The organism is Streptomyces longhuiensis (assembly GCF_020616555.1).
Classification (GTDB): Bacteria; Actinomycetota; Actinomycetes; order Streptomycetales; family Streptomycetaceae; genus Streptomyces; species Streptomyces longhuiensis.
Map to the genome: position 1 here is coordinate 6,172,841 of NZ_CP085173.1, position 14,395 is coordinate 6,187,235.

General features: G+C 72.2%; 9 protein-coding genes. 6 read left to right on the forward strand and 3 right to left on the reverse strand.

From position 1 onward, the window contains the following. The first annotated feature begins 101 nt into the window (after window positions 1-101). The 5 genes from LGI35_RS28595 (at window position 102) to moeZ (ending at window position 7,023) form a co-directional block, all read left to right on the forward strand. Complete coding sequence (locus LGI35_RS28595) at window positions 102-1,988, forward strand: DUF3492 domain-containing protein (protein WP_227297102.1); 1,887 nt, start codon at window positions 102-104, stop codon at window positions 1,986-1,988. 722 nt (window positions 1,989-2,710) lie between these two features. After that, a complete protein-coding gene (locus LGI35_RS28600) occupies window positions 2,711-3,871 on the forward strand; it encodes a hypothetical protein (protein ID WP_227297103.1) in 1,161 nt (386 codons plus the stop codon). Window positions 3,872-4,084: 213 nt separating this feature from the next. Continuing rightward, window positions 4,085-5,044, forward strand: coding sequence for an NAD-dependent epimerase/dehydratase family protein (locus LGI35_RS28605; RefSeq protein ID WP_116510264.1), 960 nt, complete (start codon window positions 4,085-4,087; stop codon window positions 5,042-5,044). Continuing rightward, complete coding sequence (locus LGI35_RS28610; protein ID WP_227297104.1) at window positions 5,032-5,781, forward strand: spherulation-specific family 4 protein; 750 nt, start codon at window positions 5,032-5,034, stop codon at window positions 5,779-5,781. Before LGI35_RS28605 ends, LGI35_RS28610 begins: the two co-directional genes overlap by 13 nt. Window positions 5,782-5,844: 63 nt before the next feature. Then, window positions 5,845-7,023 (forward strand): adenylyltransferase/sulfurtransferase MoeZ, encoded by a 1,179-nt coding sequence (gene moeZ / locus LGI35_RS28615; RefSeq protein WP_116513428.1) that lies wholly within the window; start codon window positions 5,845-5,847, stop codon window positions 7,021-7,023. A gap of 151 nt (window positions 7,024-7,174) precedes the next feature. Here the strand turns inward: moeZ and LGI35_RS28620 are convergent, their stop codons facing one another. The 3 genes from LGI35_RS28620 to LGI35_RS28630 form a co-directional block, all read right to left on the reverse strand. Then, the gene (locus tag LGI35_RS28620; protein ID WP_227297105.1) at window positions 7,175-8,764 is read right to left on the reverse strand and encodes an alpha/beta hydrolase; all 1,590 of its coding nucleotides are present in this window, start codon (window positions 8,762-8,764) and stop codon (window positions 7,175-7,177) included. A 140-nt stretch (window positions 8,765-8,904) separates the two neighbouring features. Beyond that, complete coding sequence (locus LGI35_RS28625; RefSeq protein WP_227297106.1) at window positions 8,905-10,449, reverse strand: alpha/beta hydrolase; 1,545 nt, start codon at window positions 10,447-10,449, stop codon at window positions 8,905-8,907. Window positions 10,450-10,646: 197 nt separating this feature from the next. Then, complete coding sequence (locus LGI35_RS28630; protein WP_227297107.1) at window positions 10,647-13,601, reverse strand: lysylphosphatidylglycerol synthase transmembrane domain-containing protein; 2,955 nt, start codon at window positions 13,599-13,601, stop codon at window positions 10,647-10,649. 162 nt (window positions 13,602-13,763) lie between these two features. Between LGI35_RS28630 and LGI35_RS46300 the strand changes: the two genes are divergently transcribed. Next, a complete protein-coding gene (locus LGI35_RS46300; protein WP_423835730.1) occupies window positions 13,764-14,138 on the forward strand; it encodes an MGMT family protein in 375 nt (124 codons plus the stop codon). Window positions 14,139-14,395 lie beyond the last annotated feature (257 nt).

Sequence of the window (14,395 nt, forward strand, 5' to 3'; positions counted from 1 at the left end):
GGACAACCGTCCATCACGCCACCGGCATGTCCGCATACGTTCGTCCCGCTGAGCCGCCGGGCCAACGGCGGCTCCCCAGACGGGAGATCGGGGGTGTGCTCGTGCGCATCGGACTGCTTACGGAGGGTGGCTATCCGTATGTGAGCGGTGAGGCCAGGCTCTGGTGCGACCGGCTCGTGCGCGGGCTCGAGCAGCACGAGTTCGACCTCTACGCGCTCAGCCGCACCCAGGACCAGGAGGACCGCGGCTGGATCGAACTGCCCCCGCAGGTCAGCCGGGTGCGCACCGCGCCGATGTGGAACACCGCCGACGACGGCACCGGCTACGGACGCCGCAGCAGGCGGCGCTTCGCCGACGCCTACGCGGAGCTGGCCGCGGCCGTCTGCACCGGGGCGTCCCCCGACACCACCGGCCACGCCGGCGCGCCCGCCGACTCCGCCGGTGCCGAGGCGGACCGTTTCGGCAGCGCGCTGTACGCCCTCGCCGAACTCGCCCGCGACGAAGGCGGACTCGTCGGCGCCCTGCGCTCCGAAACCGCGGTGCGCACGCTGGAGCGCGCCTGCCGCGCACCGGGCGCACTGCGCGCGGCCCGCGCCGCCCGCGTCCCCGACCTCCTCGCCGTCGCCGGACAGATCGAACGCGCCCTGCGCCCGCTCTCCCTCGACTGGTACGGCGACGACGGCCTCGGCTCGGTCGACCTGTGCCACGCCACCTCCGGCGGCCCCGCCGCCCTCCCCGGACTCGTCGCCCACCACTTCTCCGGTGTCCCCCTCCTCGTGACCGAGTACGGCGTACAGCTGCGGGCCCACTACATCGCGGCCGGTGACGCCGAACTCAGCGCCCCCGTACGGGCGATGCTCGCGGCCTTCCACGGCCGGCTCGCCGCCGAGACCTACCGGCAGGCCGCGATCATCACCCCCGGCAACACGCACGCCCGGCGCTGGCAGGAGCGGTGCGGCGCCGACCGCGCGAAACTGCGCACCGTCCACCCCGGCATGGAGGCCTCCCGCTTCGCCGAGATCGGCGAGCGCGAGGAGCCGGGGGAGCCCGGCACCCTCGTCTGGGTCGGCCGCATCGAACCCTCCAAGGACCTGATCTCCCTCCTCCACGCCTTCGCGGAGATCCGCAAGGAGGAGCCCAAGGCCCGGCTGCGCCTCGTCGGAGCGCCCGCCGAGGGACCCGACGCCGCCGCCTACCTCGCCCACTGCAAGGCCCTCGCCGCCCAGCTCTTCCCCGACGAGGCGGAGGGCGCCCACGCGATGGGCGACAACCCGGTCTCCTTCGAGGAGATCGGCGGGCCCGAGACGCCCGACCTCGCGGACGCGTACGCCGCCGGGAGCGTCGTCGTCCTGTCGAGCATCGTCGAGGGCTTCCCCATCAGCCTCGTCGAGGCGATGTTCTGCGGACGCGCGACGGTCTCGACCGACGCGGGCGCCGTCGTCGAGGTCATCGGCGGCACTGGCCTGGTGGTCCCGCCGCGCAATCCGCGGGCGCTCGCCGAGGCGTGTGTCTCGCTGCTGCGTGACCCGGGGCGCCGCGAACGGCTCGGCGCCGCCGCACGGGCACGAGCGCTCGAACTCTTCACCGTCGAGCAGAACATCACGGCATTTCACGGCATTTACCTGGAGATCGTTTCCCATTGCCCCGTGCGCCGTGAACCCGTGGACGACGCGGGCGACCCCCTGCCCTTCGCCAACCCTCCGGAGGCCCATGTACCGGGCCGCTGGACCGCACCGACGAGCGAGTCGGGCGGCGGCTTCGGCACGTGGCTGACCCGGGGCTCCGCTTCTGGGGGCGCGCCCAGTTGGGCGGGGACGGAGGGGGAGGCGGCTGCCGCTGGGGGCGGCGGGGCCGTTGGCGCGGGTGGGGGTGCGAGTGCGGGTATCGGCTCGGGCGGTCCGGTTGGCTCGGGCGGTGGCGGGGAGCGGCCGGCCGGTGAGCAGGGCCAGTTGGCCGGTGCCTTTCCCGGTGGGGAGGCGGACGCGTGAGCGGGCAGGGGCTGGGCGAGACGGTCATGGGCGTGGGCCCGGACGCGCCGCAGGTGCCGGGTGGCGCGGATGCGTGGGGTGCCGGGTCGCAGGAGGCGTTGGGGAAGCCGGGGGCGGGTGCTGAGCCGGGGGCGGCCCGGGGGGCGGAGCCTGTGCCGGGGGCGGGTGCCGGGTTGGGGTCGGATGTCGGGTCGGGCTCGGGGGCGGGTGCTGAGCCGGTTACGGGGGCGAGTGTTGAGCCGGTTACGGGGCCGGATGCGGAGCCCGAATCGGAGCGGTGTGCGGAGCCGGGGTCGGGGTTTGGACCGGAATCGGAGCGGTGTGCGGGGCCGGAGCTGGAGGCTGAACTAGAGCCGGAGGCTCAACCGGAGCCGGAGCCGGAGCCGGAGCGGTGTGCGGGGCCCGAGCCGGAGCGGTGTGCGGGGCCCGAGCCGGGGTTTGGACCGGAATCGGAGCGGTGTGCGGAGCCGGGGTCGGGGTTTGGAACGGAGCCGGAGCGGTGTGCGGAGCCCGAGCCGGAGTTTGGACCGGAATCGGAGCGGCGTGCGGAGCCCGGGCCGGAGTTTGGAGCGGAGCCGGAGCCGGAGCCGGAGCCGGAGGCTGAACCGGGTTTGCCGGCCCGTGGGCTCGACTCCGCCGTGGCCGACGAAGCGCTGTTGAACGAACCCGCGGCCTGGCGCGCCTCTGTCCCAGCCCCATCAACGGGCAGCCCGCTCCGCGACGTGCCACCCCCTCCGCCGGCCTCCCCTCCCGGCAGCCTTGCCAACTCCGGCGGCCCCGCCAAGGCCGACGAGGTCACCGGCGGAAGCCGCCGTCGTACGAGCGTGGACCCCGTGAAAGCGCTGATGCACCGGCATCGCGAGCTGTGCGAGCGCGCCGTCGACGCGCTGGAGATCGCCGCCGGTCTGGAGGCCCACGGCGTGACCGACCGGACCGCTGCCCGCTTCCGGCACCGCGACGTCTTCTCGCTCGCCGAAGAGATGTACGCGCGGGTGCCCCGCGACAGCGACATCGAACCGGAAACCCGGCACGCCGTATCCGACACGCCGCGCGGCCGGCGCCCCGTCTGGGCCGTCCTCGCGCTGCTGCCCGGCACGCTGGGCGCCCTCACCCTCGTAGGACTCGACTTCACCGGCGGACGACTGCGGCTCGCGGTCGGGGCCGCCGGAGTGCTCGCCGTCTCCGCCGCACTCCGCGCGGCGCTGCGCCGGGGCCCGCTGCGCGCCACCACCCACACCGTGCCCGCCACCCGCGCCTGGACCTGCTGGCTCCTCGCCTACGCGCTCCTCGGCGACGGACTCCTGAGCGCCGCCGTGGCAGGCGGTCCCGACGAGGCCTGGGCACCCGCCACCGCCCCCCTCCTCGCCCTCGTCTTCGCCGTCGCGCCCGGCGCATGGTGCGCCCGACTCTTCGGTGCCGTGGCCCGCCGCAGGCTCGCCTCCAGCCGGGGCCTCGAAGAGTTCTCCGCCTCCGTCCGCCCCCTCCTCCTCGGCGTCCTCGCGCTCTTCCTGTGCGCGCTGTGGACCCTCATCGGGGTGGCCGGCGCCGTACTCGGCCAGGACGCCGCATACGCCGGTGCCGGAACGCTCGGCGCACTCCTGCTGCTCGCCCGCATGCTCACGGCGCACGGCCGCACCCACGCACCCGCCGTCGTCCTCGGCGCAGCCGCCGCGGCCGAGGTGCTCGCGGTCTGCACGGTGTTCGCCGGCCGCCTCCCGGGCTGCGGCTTCCTCTCCGTCCCCGTAGAGACGGCCGTCGACGCCTGGGGGCCCGGCGCCGTACCCGGCCTGGCCTGCGGCGCCGCCGCGCTCACGCTCCTCGTCCACGCGGCCCGCACGCTCACCCGGGCCTCCGCCCACGCGCCCACGGACACCACTCCGTGACCGCGCCCGAAGCCGTACGACCACACGCAGCGGCCGGCCGGCCGCTCCCCTCCCGCGGGGCCGACACCGCGGGCCTTCCGAAGACCCACGGCAACACCCCTAAGGAGAACGCGAGATGACCACCCCTCCCCCCGGAGGCCCCGGACCATCGAGACACCCTGGGCGCCCAGGACTTCCCGGAGAGCTCGGAGAGCTCACCCAGGGAGCCGCTCGATGAGGGTGCTGCTGATCGGAGCCAACGGATATCTCGGCCGTTTCGTCGCCGACCGCCTCCTCGCCGACCCCGCCGTGCAGCTCACCGCGCTCGGCAGGGGGGACGACGCGGACGTACGGTTCGACCTCGCCACCGGAAGCCCGGGCGCACTGACCCGCTTCCTCGACGCGGTCCACCCCGGAGTCGTCATCAACTGCGCGGGAGCCACCCGCGGCGGGGCCCGCGACCTCACCCGCCACAACACCGTCGCCGTCGCGACCATCTGCGAGGCACTGCGGCGCAGCGGCTGCGGCGCCCGCCTCGTCCAGATCGGCTGCGGCGCCGAGTACGGGCCCTCCCAGCCCGGCTCCTCCACCGCCGAGGACGCGGTGCCGAGGCCCGGCGGACCGTACGGTGTGAGCAAGCTCGCCGCGACGGAACTCGTCCTCGGCTCCGGCCTCGACGCCGTCGTCCTGCGGGTGTTCTCCCCGGCCGGACCCGGCACCCCCGCCGGCTCGCCCCTCGGCCGTCTCGCCGAGGCCATGCGCCGCGCCATGCAGTCCGGCGACGGCGAACTCAAGCTCGGCGGACTCGGCGCGCAGCGTGACTTCATCGACGTACGCGACGTGGCCCGCGCCGTCCACGCCGCCTCGCTCTCCGCCGCGCAGGGCGTCATCAACATCGGCTCGGGCCGTGCCGTCCGGCTGCGGGACGCGGCGTCCGTGCTCGCCCGCGTCGCCGGCTTCGGCGGCGCGCTCCACGAGCTCGACTCACCCGGCGGCCCCGTCCGCCCGACGCTCGGCCACCCCCGCTCCGACCCCGACCACGTGGCACCCGCCGCGTACCCGTACCCGGACGGCTGCGGCAGCTGGCAGCAGGCCGACGTGCGCACCGCACGCGACCGGCTCGGCTGGCGCCCCCGCATCAACCTCGAGGAATCACTCGCCGACATCTGGATGGAAGCGGCATGCCGTATCTGACCCCCACCGCCCCCGGGACCGCGAGCACCGACATACGGCTCGGCTTCGGCATCCCCGGCTACGCACACCCCCTCATGGCGCCCGTCGAATGGGCCGAACTCACCCGCCCCGGCACCCCCTTGCACTGGGTCGTCCTGAACGTGGCGGACGGACCCGGGGCCCGTCCCGACCCGCACTGCCTCGAAGCCGCGGGCAGGCTGCGCAACCGGGACGTACGGGTCCTCGGCCACCTCGATCTCACCTACGGCGCCCGCTCGTTCGGCGAGGTCGTCTCCGACGCCCATCGCTATCTCGACTGGTACCGCGTCGACGGGTTCTCCCTCGACCGCTGCCCGACCGAGCGGGCGGCCCTCCCCGAGGTCCGCCGCATCGTCACCACGCTGCGCGCCCTGTGCGTGGACGCCCACATCGTCCTCGGGCACGGCACGCACCCGTACCCGGGATACGCCGAGACCGCCGACCAGTTGGTGACCTTCTCCGGGCCGTGGAGCGACTACCGCTGGTCCCAGGTCGCCGAGTGGACCGCCGACTACCCGCCCGACCGCTTCTGCCACTTCGTGCACGGCGTACCCCGTGGGCACCTCGACGAGGCGCTGCGCATCGCCCGCTGGCAGGGCGCGGGGACGATCTACTTCACCGACCGCACGGACCGCGGCGGCGCCGCCGATCCCTGGGAGGCCATGCCCGGGTACTGGGACGACATCGTCTCGCGGGTCGGAACGGGTGTCTCGGAATGAAGAGGGGCGTGGCAGTGTTGACGCAAGAACCACTGTTCCGAAATGACGATCAACGGAGCCCCCGTGTCGCTGCCACCCCTGGTAGAGCCAGCTGCTGAGCTCACCGTAGACGAGGTCCGCAGGTACTCCCGCCACCTGATCATCCCCGATGTCGGGATGGACGGGCAGAAGCGGCTGAAGAACGCCAAGGTGCTCGCCGTGGGTGCGGGCGGCCTCGGTTCGCCGGCGCTCATGTACCTGGCCGCGGCCGGTGTGGGCACACTCGGCATCGTCGAGTTCGACGAGGTCGACGAGTCGAACCTCCAGCGCCAGATCATCCACAGCCAGGCCGACATCGGCCGCTCCAAGGCCGAGTCCGCCAAGGACTCCGTCCTCGGCATCAACCCGTACGTGAACGTGATCCTCCACGAAGAGCGGCTCGAGGCCGAGAACGTGATGGACATCTTCAGCCAGTACGACCTGATCGTCGACGGCACGGACAACTTCGCGACCCGCTACCTGGTCAACGACGCGTGCGTGCTGCTCAACAAGCCGTACGTGTGGGGCTCGATCTACCGCTTCGACGGCCAGGCCTCGGTCTTCTGGTCCGAGCACGGCCCGTGCTACCGCTGCCTCTACCCGGAGCCCCCGCCCCCCGGCATGGTCCCCTCCTGCGCCGAGGGCGGCGTCCTGGGCGTGCTGTGCGCGTCCATCGGCTCCATCCAGGTCACCGAGGCGATCAAGGTCCTCGCGGGTGTCGGCGAGCCGCTCGTCGGCCGCCTGATGATCTACGACGCCCTGGAGATGCAGTACCGCCAGGTCAAGGTCCGCAAGGACCCCGACTGCGCGGTCTGCGGCCCGAACGCGACCGTCACCGAACTCATCGACTACGAGGCCTTCTGCGGCGTCGTGTCCGAGGAGGCCCAGGAGGCGGCGGCCGGCTCGACGATCACTCCCAAGCAGCTCAAGGAGTGGATCGACGACGGCGAGAACATCGAGATCATCGATGTCCGCGAGCCGAACGAGTACGAGATCGTCTCGATTCCCGGCGCCCGGCTGATCCCGAAGAACGAGTTCCTCATGGGCACCGCCCTGGAGAGCCTCCCGCAGGACAAGAAGATCGTCTTGCATTGCAAGACGGGTGTCCGCAGTGCGGAAGTCCTCGCCGTCCTGAAGTCCGCGGGCTTCTCGGACGCCGTGCACGTCGGCGGCGGCGTGATCGGCTGGGTCAACCAGATCGAGCCCGAGAAGCCGGTCTACTAGACCGCCCGCCGGCCCGCGCGGCCGACGCCGCCGGTCAGGGGTCAGCTTTTCCGAACGGGTCCCGCACCTCGCGTGCGGGGCCCGTTCGTCATGGAGCACCGCATGGAACGCTGCACGCGGCGCCGCACAGGGCGCCGCGTCGGCGTCCGCGTCAGGAGCAGACCTTCCCGTCGCGCGGTATTCGGCCCTCCAGGAGATAGCCGTTCACCGTCGAGTCGACGCAGTTCGACCCGCTGCCGTACGCGCCGTGCCCTTCGCCCTTCCAGGTGAGCTCGACGCCGACGCCCTTGCCGAGCTCGTCCGCCATCCGGCGGGCGCCCTCGTACGGGGTCGCCGGGTCGCCCGTGTTCCCCACGACGAGGATCGGGGCGGCGCCCGGCGCGCTCACCTCGGGCGTCGCGTACTGGCCCGGCACCGGCCAGTCGTGGCACCAGCCCGCCGTGTCCCAGGCCATGAACTCCCCGAAGACGGGCGAGATCTCGCGGAACGACGCGAGCCGCCTCTTCGCCTCCGCGGGTGTCGGCCGCTCCTTGTCGTCGAGGCAGGAGATCGCCCGCTGCGAGTGGCTCTGCGAGCTGTAATGCCCGGCGGGACTCCGCTCGTTGTACGCGTCGGCCAGCGCGAGCAGCGCCGTCCCGTCCCCCTTCTCCGCCGCTTCCAGGCCACGCGTCAGGGCGGGCCAACTGCTCTGGCTGTACAGGGTGACGGTGATGCCGATCGTGGCGAGCGACTGGTTGAGCTCGCGGCCGCCCGAGGTCCGTAGTGGCTTCGTGTCGATCCGCTTCAGCAGGGCGGCGATCTCCCGGGACCCCTGATCCGGGTCCTGGCCGGTGGACTTGAGGTAGTTGTCGAGGGCCCGCTGGAAGCCCCTCGTCTGGTTCTCGGCGTGGCCCACGGTGTCCGCGGCCGGGTCGACCACGGCGTCCAGGACGAGCCGTCCCACCTTGCCGGGGAACAAGTGCGCGTACACGCCGCCGAGTTGAGTCCCGTACGAGACGCCCATGTAGTGCAGCTTCTCGTCGCCGAGCGCCTGGCGCGCCAGGTCCATGTCGCGGGCCGTGTCATCCGTCGACACGTGCCCGAGCAGCTTGCCGGCCCGCCGGGCGCAGCCCGCGCCGAAGTCGGCGGCGTCCTTGAAGTACGCCCGCTCCTCGGCGGGGGTGTCCGGCGTGAGGTCGACGGACTCGGCGGCCTGGATCGCCTTGTCGTCGCGGCAGCGCACTCCCTCGCTCGCGCCGACGCCGCGCGGGTCGAAGCTCACCAGGTCGTAGCGCTCGCGCAGCTTCGTGTAGTCCGGTGCGAAGGCGGGGAGCATCGAGACCCCGGAGCCGCCCGGCCCGCCGAAGTTGAACAGGAGCGAGCCGGAACGCCCGCTCCCGCCGGTGGACTTGGCGCGGATGAGGGCGACGCCGATGGTCTCCCCGTCCGGCTTCGCGTAGTCGAGCGGCGCCTTCAGCGTCGCGCACTGCCAGTCGGAGCCGGGCGCGGGGCCGTCGTCGGTGGCCTTGCAACGGCCCCAGTCGAGCCGCTGGGACGTGAGCGCGGCAGGCAGCGCGGGCAGCTTGCCGGCGCGGCCGGCCTTGTCCGAGCCTGGCGGTGGCGACGTGGAGCGCGCCGGCTGTGTGCGCCCCTTCCCCTCGCCGTGCCCGGCCTTGTCTCCCGGCCCGCCGCAGCCCGCGGCGGCCCCGGCCACCAGCAGCCCCGCGGCCAGCAGCGCGAACGCACGAACATGACGCGACACAGGCACCCCCCTGGTGATCCCCCTCGCCTGCCTCCGATCCGAAGACAGTCAGACCATCCTAGGCAGCGTCACTGACAATCATCTGCGGCAGCGCGTCATCGACAGCCGGGCGCGCGAGCCGAACACGCTCACTCGCGCCGCTACTTGCAGACCGTGCCCGCCGGCGGCACCGTCCCGTTCAGCAGATAGCCGTCCACAGCGCCTCGCACACACTTGTTCCCGCTGTCGTACGAACCGTGGCCCTGGCCCTCGTAGGTGAGTTCCACCCCGACACCCTTGCCGAGCGCGTCGACCATCTTCCTCGCACCTTCGTACGGGGTGGCCGGGTCGCCCGTGTTGCCCACGACGAGGATCGGCGCCGAGCCGGGCGCGCTCACGTCGGGGTGGTCCGCGGCGCCGGGGACCGCCCAGTCCGTGCAACTGAGCATGCCCCACGCGAGGTAGTCGCCGAACAGGGGAGAGGCGGCGCGGAACTCGGGGAGCTTCGACTTGACGTATGCCGGCGTGTAGCGGGGCTTGTCGTCGGCGCAGTTGACGGCGACGTTGGCCGCCTGGATGTTGCTGTACTGCCCTTCCTCGTTACGGCCGTTCATGGAGTCCGACAGGAGCATGAGGATCTTGCCGTCGCCCTCGTAGGCCTGGACGAGGCCTTCGGTGAGGTACTCCCAGAAGTCCTTGGAGTACAGCGACTGCGCGATGCCGCTCGTCGCGGCGGTCTGCGTCAGCTCGCGCGGGAAGACCCCGGGGATCGGCTTGGACTCCAGGTCCTTGAGCAGCTTCGCGATCTTCGCCTTGACCTGCTCGGGAGTGTCGCCGACCGGGCAGTCCTCGACCTTGGAGGTGCAGTCCTTCGCGTAGTTGTCGAGGGCGAGCTGGAAGCCCTTGGCCTGGCTGAGCGAGCCCTCCTCGGAGTTCTCGGTGGGGTCGACGACGCCGTCGAAGATGGCGCGGCCCACCTTCTTGGGGAACAAGTGGGCGTACACACCGCCCAGTTCGGTGCCGTACGAGATCCCGAAGTAGTGCAGCTTGTCGTCGCCGAGAACCTGCCGCATCAGGTCCATGTCGCGCGCCGCGTCCGTCGTCGCGACGTGCGGGATGACCTTCCCGGAGTTCCTCTCGCAGGCGTCGTTGAACTGGGTGATGTTGCCCACGAGCTCCTTCGTCTCGGCGGCGTCGTCGGGCATCGCGTCCTGCTGGAAGTACTTGTCGAGCTGCTGGTCGTTCTCGCACTTCACGCCGTCGCTGCGGCCGACGCCGCGCGGGTCGAAACTCACCAGGTCGTAGCGGGTGCGCAACTTCGCGTACTCGTTGCCGAACGCGGGCAGCGTGGTGACTCCGGAGCCGCCCGGCCCGCCGAAGTTGAAGATGAGCGATCCGATGCGCTGGTCCGCGGCGCCGGAGGACTTGGCACGGATGAGCGCGATGCCGATCGTGTCGCCCTTGGGCTTGTCCCAGTCGAGGGGCGCCCTCATGGTGGCGCACTGCCAGGCGGCGCCGCCCGGCAGCGGGGACGGCGCGGGGCCGCCGCCCTCCGACTCCGAGGGCGCGGGGCAGTCCTTCCAGCTGAGGGTCTGGGAGGACAGGTCCGCGTCCTTGGGGTCGCTGCTGCACGCCGCGAGGGCGGAGGTCATGACGAGGGCGGCGGCGGCCAGGGCAGCGGCACGCGGCCGGGACGGATTGGGCATGCACCCATCCTGCGGCGACGGCTCACGGGGCGCTCGGGGCGGGGGCCGTGCGGGTGAGCGACGGTGGCTGCGGGGGAGGGCTCTTCGAAGAGCTTCCCGGAAGGGTGGCCTTGAAGGGAACCCTCCCGGAAACGCGTCCCTACAGGGAGCGCTCTGGGAAACGCGTCCCTACAGGGAGCGCTCCGGGAAACGCGCTCCTACAGGGAGCCCCTCCGGGAGAGGTGGTTGAAGAAGAGCCAGCCCGGCAGCACCGGTACCCACAGCGTCAGGAGCCGGTAGAGGAGCACGGCCGGGGCCGCGACCTCCTTGGGCAGTCCGACCGCGATGAGGCCGACCGTCAGGGTCGCCTCGACCGCGCCCACACCGCCCGGCGTCGGCGCGGCGGAACCGAGCGCGTTGCCCGCGAGGAACACGACCGCGACGCTGGCCAGGCTGAGCGTCGTCGACTCGTCCCCGAAGGCGCGGATCGACGCGTCCAGGCACATCACGAAGCAGGCCGTCAGGAGGAGCATGCCGCCGATGCCGGTGATCAGTTTCTGCGGCCGCTGGAGCACGTCCAGCATGCGCGGTACGACGCCGGCGAACAGGGACCGTACGCGCGTGACGACGAACTTCCGCAGGAACGGGATCGACGTGACCACGAGCACGAGGACCGCGACGGTCAGCAGGCCCGCGATGACCGTCCGGGACGGCGACAGGGACGGGGTCTTCTCCGTGCCGGTCAGATAGCCGAAGGTCAGCAGCATCATGATGTGGGCGCCCAGGCCGAAGAGCTGGGAGGCGCCGACACTGGCCACCGCGAGCCCGGGGCGCACGCCCGCGCGTTGCAGGAAGCGGGTGTTGAGCGCCACACCGCCGACGGCGGCCGGTGCCACGATCTTCACGAACGAACCGGCGACCTGGGCGGCGACCGTCCGCAGGAACGGCACCCGCTCCGGCACGAAGCCGAGCAGGCTCATCGCGGCGGCGAAGTAGCTCAGCGCCGAGAACAGGACGGCGGCGGCGACCCAGCCCCACTGGGCCTGGTCGAACAATTTGCCGAACTCGATGTGGGTGAGCTGCGACAGAAGGAAGTACGCGCCGATGGCGCCCGCGATGAAGCTCACGAGGGTGCGCGGTTTGACGCGCTCCAGGCGGGCCGGTTCGACGGGTGCCTGTGGCCGGATGCGGAGCACCTGGTGGCGGATCTGGGTGAGGAGGTCCTCCTCGCGTGCTTCGTCCAGAGCCTCGTCGATGGCCTTTTTCTCGGCCTGCCGCTCGGCCTTCTCCGCCTGCCGTTCGACCTTCGCTGAGGTCTTGGCCGACGGGGGCGTGATCCGCTCGGCGACCGTCTTCGTAGAGGGCGTTTTCTCGGCGGCCCCCTCCGTAGGCGTCGATTCCTCGGCCGGAGAGGGCTCGGTGAGGGAGGCCTCTTCCAGGCGGGCCTGCTTCGCCCTGCGCGAGGCCTCGAGCACGGCCTCGCGCTCGCGCTCGGAACGCTCCCTGCCGAGCTTGCGCAGTGTCGAGCGCGTCGTACGGCTCAGGGCGATGGGCTGGAGCAGCGGCAGACAGTCGGCGATCGCGTCGGGGCCGAGCACTCCCACGGCGGACGCCACGGCACGCTCGGCGCCCACACGAAGGCCCAGCGTGGCCAGGAGCTGCGCGATGTCCATGCGCAGGATCAGGTCGCCGGCGGCGATCTCGCCGCCGCGCAGATCCGTCAGGATCACCGTGCCGGAACGATCCACCAGAATCGCGTCGCCGGTGAGTCGCCGATGGGCGATACGCCGCGACTGGAGCGCCTGAACCTGGTGCCAGGTGTCGCGCAGCAGCTCGTCGGTGATCTCCTCGTCCGGCACCATGTCCAGTGAACGGCCGCCCGTGTGCTCGTACACGAGCATCACCGCGTCGGGGCCGAGCTCGGACGTCGCGATCAGCTTCGGTGCGTTGGCCCCGGCCGCGATCGCCGCGTACGCGAGGAGCGCCTCCTGCTCCAGCGCCTGGCGCAGGGACTGGAGGCTGCGGCCCGTGGTGATCCCGCGCAGCGTCAGCCGGCGCCACACGCGGTAGAAGAAGCCCTGCGCCTGCTGTTCTCGGTCGACGATGGTGACGTCGAGAGGGCGGCCGTCCTCCAGGGTGACGAAGTAGCGCCGCCCTCTGTCGCCGTTCTCCGTAGCGCCCTCGTGGGCCTCTTCGCGGGCTGCGCTCACCGGGTGGAAGCCGACGTGCCGCAGGCCCGCGAGGAGCGTCTGGCCGGTGGGCCGCACGTTCGGCGAACCGACCGCGTAGAGCGTGCCGTAGGCGACAGCCCAGCCGATGAGGACCGTCAGGATGATCGAGAACGGTGTCGTGTAGCCGGTGACCAGCATCGCGAACGCGTCGAGCAGCAGCACCACCCACAGCACCACGCGCCAGCGTGGTCTTCGGGACATCCCCACGGCCGTCATATAGGCGATGACGGGCGCCAGATAGCCGTGCACCGGATCGGTCAGCGCGTGGATGTCGCCAGGCGACGGGCGGGTGAGCGCGTCCTGGATCGACTGCGGGGCGCCCTGGGCGACCCACAGGTCCGTCGCGAGCGTCACTCCGTGCGCGAGGACGGCCGCGAGAACACCGTCGGCGATCCGCAGCCCGTCGCGTTTGATCAGCCGCTCGATCGCGAAGGCGACCGGGACGAGGAGGATCGCGATGCTCGACGCGAGCCCCGCGAACTTGATCATGAGGTCGGGGGCGGCGCCCGTGCCCTTGCTGATGTCCTGCTGGAGACCCGAGGTCGTGCCGTGGGCGAAGGCGGCGATCGACAGGAGCACGGCGATCGCGAGAACGCCCACCAGGAGACGCATCAGGTCTGAGGGGCGGTGCACGCGCGCGGGGAGGAGCGGTTCGTCGCCGTCCACCCGCTCGGAGTGCGCGTCCGCGTCGATGCACTCCGGGTCGACGAGAGGGACCTCGGTCCGCTCGGGCCCGGCCCCCTCGGTCTTCTCGGGTGCGGTCTTCGCGGTCTCCTCGGGCGCGTCCGCCGGGGGCGCCCCGGCCGGCCGGCCCAGGCGTTCGGCCACGGGGGAGTGGTCGGCCTCGTCGCTGTCCGGGCGCGCCGAAGCTCCAGAGGTGCCCTCCGCCTTATCGGGATGCACGCCCTGCTGCTCCGTCGTTTCTTCTTGATCTCGTATCACCGGTCACCGCCCGCACGATGGTGGCACGTCCCACTGACACAGGGGGGCATCAGGGTGCGATGCGGGGGAGCAAAGTATCTCGCAACCGTGGATTCGTGCTTCTTCATACGCGTCTCCACGCCCCGTGACCGGAACGTCACCGTGTCGGTGGGGTGCGGCAGGATGGGCCGGATGAGCGAGGAGAGCGGTGCGGCAGGAGAGCTGCCGGAGTACGCGGAGCGGGTGCTGGAGGTCGCGGAGCTGATCCCGCCCGGGCGCGTCATGACCTACGGAGACGTCGCCGAATGGCTCGGGGAGGGCGGCCCGCGCCAGGTCGGCCGTGTGATGGCCCTCTACGGGGGAGCCGTTCCGTGGTGGCGCGTCGTGCGCTCGGACGGCGTGCTGCTGCCCGGCCACGAACTGGACGCCATGGCGCACTACCGCGCGGAGAGCACCCCCCTGCGCCAGGTCTCCCGCACGTCCGAGGGACACATCCCGCGCCTCGACATGAGGCACGCGCGATGGGACGGCGAAGAACGCGCGGAATCTCACACCTGACAGCTTCCGCCATCGCGCCCCCGCACGTGTGGCCCGCGGCCCGTACGGGGGAAACGGGGCGAGAGGGGCACTTCGCCGCCATCGCGTACGTTCGTGAATCACGGCACACCTGTGCCGCACGGGACCTGGGGGACCCGGCGGAAGCCCGGCTTCCGCCACACTCGACGGCGTAGCGTCGACGGCGCGCACCTCCCTCACCCCGCAGCCACCGCCCCGCTCGGACGGCCGGCCGCCTCCCCGTCCCGCCAGCACACCCA

What these genes read in the sequence shown, in the direction of transcription:
- LGI35_RS28605 (WP_116510264.1), top strand. Translation starts at nt 4,085, where the DNA reads ATGAGGGTGCTGCTGATCGGAGCCAACGGATATCTCGGCCGTTTCGTC.
- LGI35_RS28610 (WP_227297104.1), top strand. Translation starts at nt 5,032, where the DNA reads ATGCCGTATCTGACCCCCACCGCCCCCGGGACCGCGAGCACCGACATA.
- LGI35_RS46300 (WP_423835730.1), top strand. Translation starts at nt 13,764, where the DNA reads ATGGGCCGGATGAGCGAGGAGAGCGGTGCGGCAGGAGAGCTGCCGGAG.
- LGI35_RS28625 (WP_227297106.1), bottom strand. Translation starts at nt 10,449, where the DNA reads ATGCCCAATCCGTCCCGGCCGCGTGCCGCTGCCCTGGCCGCCGCCGCC.